The organism is Streptomyces sp. NPDC127068, assembly GCF_042724695.1.
In the GTDB taxonomy this organism is placed as follows: Bacteria; Actinomycetota; Actinomycetes; order Streptomycetales; family Streptomycetaceae; genus Streptomyces.
In genome coordinates this window covers 147301-157244 of the sequence record NZ_JBHXEN010000012.1, presented here as the reverse complement: position 1 = coordinate 157244, position 9944 = coordinate 147301, and the positions used below count along the sequence as shown (strand labels likewise).

The 9944-nt window shown below is 73.6% G+C and carries 8 protein-coding genes; 4 read left to right on the top strand and 4 right to left on the bottom strand.

Annotated features, from left to right (window positions below; translation table 11 throughout):
• The 4 genes from ACFWIA_RS10420 to ACFWIA_RS10405 form a co-directional block, all read left to right on the top strand.
• Nucleotides 1–1977, top strand: a 1977-nt coding sequence (locus ACFWIA_RS10420; protein WP_387002390.1) for a DUF4118 domain-containing protein, incomplete at its 5' end; no start/stop codon positions are given.
• Nucleotides 1978–2171: 194 nt separating this feature from the next.
• A complete protein-coding gene (locus ACFWIA_RS10415) occupies nucleotides 2172–2624 on the top strand; it encodes a cupin domain-containing protein (protein ID WP_387002388.1) in 453 nt (150 codons plus the stop codon).
• A 145-nt stretch (nucleotides 2625–2769) separates the two neighbouring features.
• A complete protein-coding gene (locus tag ACFWIA_RS10410) occupies nucleotides 2770–3900 on the top strand; it encodes a sensor histidine kinase (RefSeq protein WP_387002386.1) in 1131 nt (376 codons plus the stop codon).
• Nucleotides 3897–4586 (top strand): response regulator, encoded by a 690-nt coding sequence (locus ACFWIA_RS10405; RefSeq protein ID WP_387002384.1) that lies wholly within the window; start codon nucleotides 3897–3899, stop codon nucleotides 4584–4586. Before ACFWIA_RS10410 ends, ACFWIA_RS10405 begins: the two co-directional genes overlap by 4 nt.
• A 20-nt stretch (nucleotides 4587–4606) precedes the next feature.
• On the opposite strand, the gene ACFWIA_RS10400 is transcribed toward ACFWIA_RS10405, so the two are convergent.
• From ACFWIA_RS10400 to ACFWIA_RS10385, 4 genes are all read right to left on the bottom strand, one after another.
• Nucleotides 4607–5017 (bottom strand): hypothetical protein, encoded by a 411-nt coding sequence (locus ACFWIA_RS10400; protein ID WP_387002382.1) that lies wholly within the window; start codon nucleotides 5015–5017, stop codon nucleotides 4607–4609.
• A 284-nt stretch (nucleotides 5018–5301) separates the two neighbouring features.
• The gene (locus ACFWIA_RS10395) at nucleotides 5302–5751 is read right to left on the bottom strand and encodes an RNHCP domain-containing protein (RefSeq protein WP_387002380.1); all 450 of its coding nucleotides are present in this window, start codon (nucleotides 5749–5751) and stop codon (nucleotides 5302–5304) included.
• Between the two features lie 41 nt (nucleotides 5752–5792).
• Entirely contained in the window at nucleotides 5793–6134 is a 342-nt protein-coding gene (locus ACFWIA_RS10390; protein ID WP_387002399.1) for an RNHCP domain-containing protein, read from the bottom strand.
• Between the two features lie 551 nt (nucleotides 6135–6685).
• Nucleotides 6686–9931: a bifunctional cytochrome P450/NADPH--P450 reductase gene (locus ACFWIA_RS10385; RefSeq protein ID WP_387002379.1), complete on the bottom strand. Its 3246-nt coding sequence runs from the start codon at nucleotides 9929–9931 to the stop codon at nucleotides 6686–6688.
• Nucleotides 9932–9944 lie beyond the last annotated feature (13 nt).

Below are 9944 nucleotides of genomic sequence, written 5' to 3'. Positions count from 1 at the left end.
GATGCGGCGTTGTCGAACTACTTCCGGCCGGGGAACCTGACGGCGTTGCGGGAGTTGGCGTTGTTGTGGGTCGCCGACCGCGTCGACGAATACCTGAAGGAGTACCGCAACGAACACCGCGTCTCACGGATCTGGGGTTCGCGCGAACGCATCGTCGTGGGACTGACCGGTGGACCGGAGGGGCGCACGTTGATACGGCGTGCCGCGCGGTTGGCGGAGAAGGGCGCGGGGGGTGAGGTCCTCGCGGTCTACATCTCCCGCAGTGACGGCCTCACCGCCGCCTCGCCCAAGGAACTCACCGTCCAACGCACCCTGGTGGAGGACCTCGGCGGCACCTTCCACCACGTCATCGGGGACGACGTGCCCTCCGCGCTCCTGGCGTTCGCCCGCGGGGTCAACGCCACCCAGATCGTGTTGGGCGTCTCGCGCCGCAAGGCGTGGCAGTACGTCTTCGGCCCCGGCGTCAGCGCGACCGTCGCCCGGGAGTCCGGACCCGACCTCGACGTGCACCTCGTCACCCACGACGAGATGGGCAAGGGCCGCGGTCTGCCCGGCGCCCACGGCGGACGCCTCGAACGGACCAGGGTCGTCCGCGGCTGGCTCGTCGGCATCCTCGGCCCGGTCCTGCTCACCCTGCTGCTCGACCTCGCCGCCCCCGAAGTGGGCCTGGCCAACGACATGTTGCTGTTCCTCACCCTGACGGTGGGCGCGGCCCTGCTCGGCGGACTGTGGCCCGCGCTGGCTTCCGCCGTCTTCGGTTCCCTGCTGCTGAACTGGTTCTTCACTCCTCCCCTCCACCACTTCTCCATCGCCGACCCCAAGAACATCGTCGCCATCGTCATCTTCGTCGGGGTGGCCGTGGCGGTCGCCTCGGTGGTGGACCTGGCGGCCCGCCGCACCCACCAGGCGGCCCGGCTGCGCGCCGAGTCGGAGATCCTCTCCTTCCTCGCCGGTAGCGTCCTGCGCGGCGAGACCTCCCTCGACGCGCTGCTCGACCGGGTCCGCGAGACCTTCGCCATGGAATCCGTCGCCCTACTGGAACGCGAGGACGAGGTCGCCCCCTGGACCTGCGCCGGCAGCGTCGGCCCCGCGCCCGTGTGCCGGCCCGAGGACGCCGAGGTGGACATGCCGGTCGGGGACGACATGGCGTTGGCGCTGTCCGGGCGGGTGCTGCCCGCGGAGGACCGGCGGGTGCTCGCCGCCTTCGCCGCGCAGGCCGCCGTCGTCCTCGACCGCCAACGCCTCCAGGAGGAGGCCGGCCAGGCGCACGCCCTGGCCGAGGGCAACCGCATCCGCACCGCGCTGCTCGCCGCGGTCAGCCACGACCTGCGCACCCCGCTCGCCGGGATCAAGGCCGCCGTGTCCTCGCTGCGCTCCGACGACGTCGCCTGGTCCGAGGAGGACGTGGCGGAACTGCTGGCCGCGATCGAGGAGGGCGCCGACCGGCTGGACAACCTCGTCGGGAACCTCCTCGACATGTCCCGCCTCCAGACCGGCACCGTCCAACCCCTGATCCGGGCGATCGATCTGGAGGAGGTCGTCCCGATGGCGCTGAGCGGGCTGCCCGACCCGGAGGCGAGCGTCCTGCTCGACATCCCCCAGCGACTGCCGATGGTCTCCGTCGACAAGGGCCTGCTGGAGCGGGCGGTCGCCAACGTCGTCGAGAACGCCGTCAAGTACAGCCCGGCCACCACCCGGGTCCTCGTCGCGGCCAGCGCCATGGCCGACCGCGTCGAGATCCGCGTCGTCGACCGGGGCCCCGGCGTCCCCGACGAGGCCAAGGACCGCATCTTCGAACCCTTCCAACGCTACGGGGACGCCCCGCGCGGCGCCGGGGTCGGCCTCGGCCTCGCCGTCGCCCGCGGGTTCACCGAGGCGATCGGCGGCATCCTCACCGCGGAGGACACTCCCGGCGGCGGCCTCACCATGGTGCTGTCCCTGCGGTGCGTCCCGGGCCGGGCAGCACCGGACGCGTAGCACCCGCACCGACCGGGCGCCCGTGGGGACGTCGGCAGCGCGGGCGCCGCGCGCTGAACGGACGGCGCCCGCCGGACGTACCGCAGGGCACCACGGCACCTCGACCACCGGGCGGGCGGCACGCGTCTCCCGTCGCCCCACGGTCCCGGGTCCGCCGTGGCCAACGTCCCCCGTCCTGGCCGGAGGTGGTAGGCATGACGTCCTCTTCGTCGACCGGAGTGCTCGCACGGGTACCCGAACTGATCCGCGGGGCTCCGCGGGAGCAGGGCGGGACGCTGTGGCGACTGGTGGCCGGGGCGCGGCAACTCGACGCCCACGTCCTCCGGTTGGGCCCGGGCGCCGAGGTGGCGTCGCACGTCGAACCCGACCTCGACGTGCTGCTGTACGTCACCGAGGGCGACGGCTGGTTGGTGGCCGACGGCACGCGAAGGGAGTTGACCCCCGGCACGGTGGTGTGGATCGCCCGCGGCACCCCGCGCGGGATCGGCGCCGACCCGACCGGGCTCACCTACCTCACCGTGCATCGCAGACGCCCCGGCCGTGCGGCCCGCCCGGCGGCCACCCGCGGTCCCTGCGCCGGGTGCGGCCGACCCCCGCGCGACCCGGGCGCCCGCTTCTGCTGCGACTGCGGCACCCGACTGGGTTGAGCACCGGCCCCTCCACGCCCCGGTCGCCGGCCGGGCGTCAGCCCAGGAGGGTACGCCGGGGGTCGGCCGTACGGAGGACTTCGCCGTGCGCATCACGTCCTCGGGACGGACCGAACCGCCCCGCCGCGCTGCGTAGCCTGCTGCCATGGACGAACGGGAGACCCGCCCCCTGCTGGCGGGGAGGCTGCGCACGGACTTCTGGCGGTGGGTGGACGCGGGCGCCGCCGTCCTGCTCGCCGCCGCCTTCGGGACGGGCGAGGCACTGACCGGCTGGGCCCCCGCCACGGCGGCCGTACTGCTCTGGTTGCCGATCGCGGTGCGCCGCCGATGGCCGCTGCCCGTGCTGTACGCCGTACTGACCGGGACGGTCGTGTCCGTACTGACCCTCCGCTGGGAGGAGGCATGGCTCGTGGTGCCGTTGGCGCTGTACACGGTGGCCTCCCAGGAGCCCCGCCGCCGCGCCGTCACCGCGCTGGTCAGCGCACTGACGGCGGTCGCCGTCACCACCACCCTGATACGGCCGGCGACCCCCGTCCAGACGATCTCGGGCATCGTCTTCGTCGGGCTGCTGCTGACCGTGTCCTGGCTGATCGGCACGGCCCAGCGGGACCAGCGACTGCACGCACGGGTCCTCGCCCGACAGGCCGTCACCGACGAACGGCTGCGCATCGCCCGGGAACTCCACGACATGGTGGCGCACCACCTGACGGTGATCACCGTACGGGCCGAGGTCGCCCGCGCGGTCGCCGCGACCAACCCCGGGGAGGTCGAGAAGACCCTCGCCCTGGTCGGGGCCGCCGGCCGGACCGCGCTCGCCGACATGCGCCACATGCTCGGGGTGCTGCGCACCCCGCTGGAGGAGGCTCAGTTGGGGCCGGTGCCCGGTCTCGCGGACCTGCCCGCCCTCGTCGCGACCGCCGGCCCCCGGGTGGACCTGCGGATGGACCCGGAGGTGGAACTGCTCCCGACCACGGGACTCACCGTCTACCGGATCGTCCAGGAGGCCCTCACCAACGTGGTCCGACACGCGGAGTCGGCCGACTGTCGGGTGACGGTGTCCCGTACCGCACCGGACGGTGTCGACGTCGACATCGTCAACGCGCCGCCGCCCCGGGCCGCGCGGTTCACCGGCCGTCGGGCGGGCGGCGGACACGGGCTCGTCGGGATGCGGGAACGGGCGACGATGTGCGGCGGCACCTGCACCGCCGGGCCGTTGGCGGACGGCGGGTTCCGGGTCCACGCCCGACTGCCCGGCACGGACGGGGGCGCGCGATGAGCGGGCCGGTGCGCGTACTGATCGCCGACGATCAGGCCCTGCTGCGGACGGGCTTCCGACTGCTCATCGACAGCGTCCCCGACCTCACGGTGGTCGGCGAGGCCGTGACCGGTGAGGAAGCCGTCGAGCTCACCCTGCGGTTGCTCCCCGACATCGTCCTCATGGACGTCCGGATGCCCGGGGTCGACGGCCTCGAAGCCACCCGTCGGATCTGCGCCCACCACGCGGCAGCCGGGACCCGGGTGGTGATCCTGACCACCTTCGACCTCGACGAGTACGTGTACGCGGCGCTGCGCGGCGGGGCGAGCGGCTTCCTGCTGAAGGACATCCTCCCCGCCGACCTGCTCACGGCGATCCGGGTCGTCGCCTCCGGTGACGCCCTGCTCGCCCCCGCGGTCACCCGGCGGCTCATCCGGGAGTTCGCCGGACGGGACGAGCCGCGCCCGGCGCTCGCGGAGGACCTGTCGGGCCTCACCCCGAGGGAGGTGGAGATCCTGCGCCTGGTGGCCCGCGGACTGCCCAATCCGGTCCTCGCCGACCATCTGGGCGTGAGCGTCGCCACCGTCAAGACCCATGTCAGACGGCTGCTGGCGAAGCTCGGGGCGCACGACCGCACGCAATTGGTCGTCATCGCCTACGAGACGGGTCTGGTCGCCGCGGGTGAGGGCCGGTTCGGCCCCCGTTGACGGGCTGCTGCGGCGCGCGCTCACCGGCCGGACGTCCTCGTCACCCGGTGCGTCCGCGGGGAGTTGCTCGATCCGCCCGATCCGGTCCGCCACGGGTGGGTGCGAGTCGTACGGTTCGGACAGCAGCGGCTCGGCCCGTAGCGCCGCCAACTCGGGTGCCCGCGCGGCGAGCAGCGCACCGAAGCCACCGAACACCTCACCGTGCGGCGGGAGCAGTCCCGCCTGGCGGTCCGGCCGGTGAGGGCGAGCACCGCCCGCACCTGCGCCTCGTCCAGTCCGAGCAACAAGGGCAGCCCCAGGTGCAGCCGGCGGGTGCCCGGGACCAGGGCGAAGAACCGGGCGTCCTCCGTGACGGACGCTCCCGGGTCCGCGGTCAGCACGATCTCGGACGGTGTGCCGGAGCCGGGGCTCCTCGGTCTCGGGGCGGGCACGCATCGGATGGTCTTCTCCAGAGCGGGATCACCAAAAGCGATCTAAAAAGCTGATCAGGGCAGGGCAAAAGGTGGCAGAGCCTGTGGAACATCACCCATGGATGGGTCAACATCAATCGGGTATCGCAGCCGGGCCGCGTCCGGCGATGGTGACCGCGCCCTCTGTGCGGGGGTACGGTCACCGGTCTCGGGGTCACGGCCCCGCGGCGACGGTGGCGGGCGCGGACCGGCCGCGAACCGCACGGCCCTGAAGGGCCGTGCGGCGGCGCCGTCCGGGTCGGGCGCTAGAGCGTGAGCAGTGCGCGCACGGGGGCGTTCACATCGCCCAGCGGGCGGGTGGCGAGCCGGATCAGGGGCAACGGGTTGTCGTCCCCGGCGATCCGGTTGACGCTCAACTCCGCGCAGGACAGGCACTGGTGGATGACCAGCCACTCCCCGTCGGCGCGTACCGACAGACTGAGGGCGGTCATTCGGCCCCGGCACTGCGAAGCCCGGTCGCCCGGGACCCGCGCGTCCACGTGGAGACTGGCGAGGCAGTGCGGGCAGTGGTTGCGGTGGACGGTGCCGGGTGCGCGCAGCGGCACGTCCAGGCGGCAGCCCACGCAGCGGAACGACTCCCCGCGCTCCCCGCCCCTGCCGTGCAGCACGTCCTTGTGGCGCTGGGGTCGTGCTGCGCGTCGCCGTTCACGGCCCCCCGGGGTGCCGCCGTCCGTTCGTCTCGTCCGTCGTGGCATGGTTCCTCCTCCTGGTTCTGGTCGACCGGGTTCCCCCACCGTCACAGCTCGGCGAAGACTTCGAGCGGGAACGGGGGTTGGGCCAGTGGTCGGACGGCCATCCGCATCAGGATGAGCTGGTTGTCGTCGGGGCTGACGGGGCTGGAGGTCAGTTCGTCGCAACGGGTGCAGCGGTGGATGACCATCCAGTCACCGGTGCGCAGCACGGCGATGGAGATCGGTGTCATCCGCGAGGCGCAGTCGGAGGCGCCGCCCTCCACGTGGTCGGTGAGGTGCTGCGAGTGCAGACAGCTCGGGCAGTGGTTGCGGACGGCGCCGGCGGGGTCGAGCGTGCCGACGGTGAGCCCGCAGCGGACGCAGGTGAAGGTGCTGGTGCGCAGCACCGGGCTGGGCTGGTGGTTCGCGGCGTCGCCGTGGCCGTGGCTGCGACTGTTCGAAAGGGTGGACACCCTGGGTTCTCCTGGCTGGGGATGGGGCGAGGACAGCAGGAGGCGCCGAGCGGCGTCGGGGAAGCGTGGGGAGACGTCGGTGCGACGGGGGCGCCGGCCCGTGGGCACCCCGGGCGGCACGATGCCGGAGGGCACCGCACGGCGAGGGTACGGACGGGCGCGGGCGGGACCCGGAACACCGGGGCGCACGGCGGGGGACCCCGGGCGCGGAGGTCGCCGGAACCTCCGGTGGACGACGGGCGTCAACCGGTGGTGTTCGGCGGGCCGAACGGGGTCAGCAGCCGGACGCGCGCACGCTTCGACGAGGCGCGCTCGGCACGGGCCGGGGCATACAACACCGCTTTTCTAGGGCTCGGGGGGAGCCCGGAGAGGGGCCGCGGTGCGCGCTCGGCGCGACCACGGGGTGCCCACGGGTGGGGCACTCCGGCACGGTAACAGCGGCGCGGGAACGGGGGCCACCCGTTTTTCCGGTGGCCCCGCGGGGTTCAGCCCGCCCAGACGTCCTCCACGTACCGCTCCTCGGCCGTCAGCCCGGACAGCCACCGTGCCGCCTCCTCGGGCGACGAGCCGGTGTGCCGGCGGTGGACCGCGCACAGCGCGTCCCGTACGGCGGGGGCCATCGCACGACCGTCACCGCAGACCCGGACGTGCGCCCCGGACTCCAACAGCTCCCACACCTCGGCGGATTCGTTCAGCAGGCGCTCCTGGACGAACCGTGCGCCGTTCTCGGGGGCCCGGGAGAAGGCGGGCCGCAGACTGACGGCGCCGCCGGCCGCGGCCGACTCCAACTCGGTGCGGTGGAGGTAGTCCACCTCGGGGTGGTCGCAGCCGAAGTAGACGAGCACCGGCGCGGTGTCGCCGTCGGCCGCCGCGTCGGCCCGGTCGGCGACGGCCGCCCGGAAGGGGGCAAGACCCGTGCCCGCGGAGACGAGGACCAGCGGGACCGACGGGTCCGCCGGGACGCGGAACGCCTCGCGGCACGGCGAGATGCGGGCGTACACGGTGTCACCGGGCTGCAAGGAGGCCATGAACGCGGCGCCGGTGCCCAGGAAGGTGCCCTCGCCGTCGCGGTGCGGCGCCGGGTGCGCGGCGATCATGAGGTCGGCCGTGCGGGGTGCCCGGGCGGGGGAGGAGGACACGGAGTAGTAGCGCGGGTTCATCGGGGTCAGCACGTCCAGCAGTTCGGCCAGTGCGGGTCGGCAGGAGGCGAACCGGTCGAGCAGGTCCACCACCGTGTCGCGGCAGGCCGCGGCGCGGTCGGCGGGCTCCGTCAGGGCGGTCCGCTCGGGCGGGCACGGGGCGTGCCGGGCCAGTGCGGCGAGCTGCCGTGCGGTGGCGGGTCGCTCCAGCTCCACGAAGTGGGTGAGCAGGGTGCGTACCGTCATCGGCCGGTCCACCGGTAGCGGGGACCGGCCGCCCGCGGTGGCGCGCAGCACGACCACCCGGTCCGGGTCGAGGCCGAGGACCGCGAGCGTCCGGTCCACCAGGTCCGCGGGGTTGACCGGGCGGACCAGGAGGTGGTCACCGGTGCGGTACTGCGTGCCGGTCGGTAGTGCGAGGCGCAGGAACCGCTTGGAACGGCCCAGGGCGTGCCCCACGTCGACGAGTTCGTCGTTCGCGGCGACGACGAACGGGACGAGCGCGTCGGCGGTCGGCAGCGCCGGTGCGGTGACCTCGCTGTCCTCGACGGTGTACCGGGCGGTGGGCGGGGCGCTGCCCGGTGCCTCGTCGGCGGGCACGCCGTAGCGGTCCAGCAGCGCGGTCCACGCCCGGTTGCTCCAGGTGCCGACCTCCGTCGGCACGTCGGTGGAGACGTCGAGGGCGTACCGGTCCAGGAGTCGGGTGCCGCCCGCGGCGGCGAGCCGGTCGTCGATGAGGGTGGGGACGCGCTGGTAGGTGGCGGACCAGTTGCGGTCGCCGACCCCGAGGACCGCGTAGGGCAGCCCGGCCGGCGCCCCGCCGTCCTCCAACCAGGCGACGAACCGGCCCGCGTCGTCGGTGGGGCGGCCGTTGTAGGAGGAGGCGACGATCAGCACCGGACCGTTCGGGTCCAGTGCCTGCACGGCGTCGTCCAGCGGGGCGAGGGCGGTGGCGAAGCCGTGTCGGGTGCCCTCGTCGGCGAGGTCCGCGGCGATCTGGCGGGACGTACCGAGGTTGGAGCCGTACAGCACGGTGAGGGTGGTGCCCGGGGCGCGCAGCCCGTCGGGCGCGGTCGGGCCGTCGTCCGTGGCACGGGACGTGGTGCCGGGTGCGGTGCCGGGTGTGCTCGCAGCCGGGGCTGGGGCCGGGGCGGCGAGCGGGTGTCGGTCGGCGGTGCCGCGTCGCACGGGGGCGAGCCTGAAGCCGTCCGGCTTGAGGGTCAGGGTCTCCTTGACCTTCAGCTGGTAGCCGTCCCGGTCGAGCAGACGGTAGCGGTGCACGATCAGGCCCAGCAGGAGCGTCGCCTCGTGCAACGCGAACTGGCGGCCGATGCAGGAGCGTTCGCCGTTGCCGAAGGGCTTGTAGAGGTGGCCGGGTCGGCCGTCCACGGCCTCGGGGGCGAAGCGTGCCGGGTCGAAGAGTTCGGGGTTGTCGCCCCAGCCCGGGGCGCGGTGCAGCATCGGGGTGAGGACCATGACGACCTGCCCCGCGCGGACCGGGTAGCGGCCTGCGATGACGGTGTCCGCCAGGGGTTCCACGGCGAAGGCGGGTGCCGTGGGCCACAGTCGCAGGCTCTCGTTGAGGACCTGCCGCAGGTACCGCAGTCGGCCCACGTCCTCGTACGACGGGTCCGGGTCGGCGGCGTCGCCCCACAGCGCGTCCGTCTCGGCCTGCGCCGCGGCGAGCACCGCGGGGTTCTTCAACAGGTAGTGCAGCGCGAAGGAGAGCGCTCCGCTGGTGGTCTCGTGGCCCGCGATGAGGAAGGTGAGCAGCTGGTAGCGGATGTTGGTGTCGTCCAGGCGCTCGCCCGTCTCCTTGTCCCGGGCGTGCAGCATCAGGGACAGCAGGTCGGCCGGCCCGTCCCCGGCCACCTCGCCGTTCGGGTCGTGGGCGGCCCGGCGACGGCGCACGATGTCGTCGGCGAGGCGGTTCATGGCGAGGACGTCGGCCCGCTGGCGCTTCTCGGCGTTGGCGTACAGCAGGTCGAGGCCGGGGAAGAAGCCGGTCTTCCTCTGCGCGTGGTCCAGTGCGCGGACCATCGAGGCGATGAACGGGTGCGGTTCGGTGCGCGTGAAGCAGGCGAAGTCGAAGCCGAAACCGCACAGTCCGATGGTGTCCAGGGTGAGCCGGGTCATGTCCTCGGCGACGTCGACGGTCCGCCCCTCGTGCGCGTCCCACTTGGCGAGCAGCCGCCGGGCGACCTCCACCATCGTCGGGTGGTAGGCGCGCAGCGCGTGGAACGAGAACGCGGGCAGCAGGATGTTGTGCGCCTTGCGCCAGTTGGGCTCGTCGCCGAACGCGGTGAAGAGCCCGTCGCCGGCGAACTCCCGGACGGTCACCAGGGGCGCCGCCGACTTGCGGAACCTGCTCTCGTCGCAGACCTCGGCGACCAGTTCGCCGCCCGACACGATCAGGGTGTCCTCGTCGAACACGCGGATGTTGAAGATCGGGCCCAGGGCCCGCGCCTCGCGCATCGCCCACTGGGTGAAGGTGTCGGTCGGCACCCTCAGGGCGTGTCCGAAGAAGGGAAGGGAGGTGCGCTCGGGAACGGTGGAGGTGCCCGCGGCGCGGCGGAGTGCTGTCGGGTTCATTGACCTGGCCCCT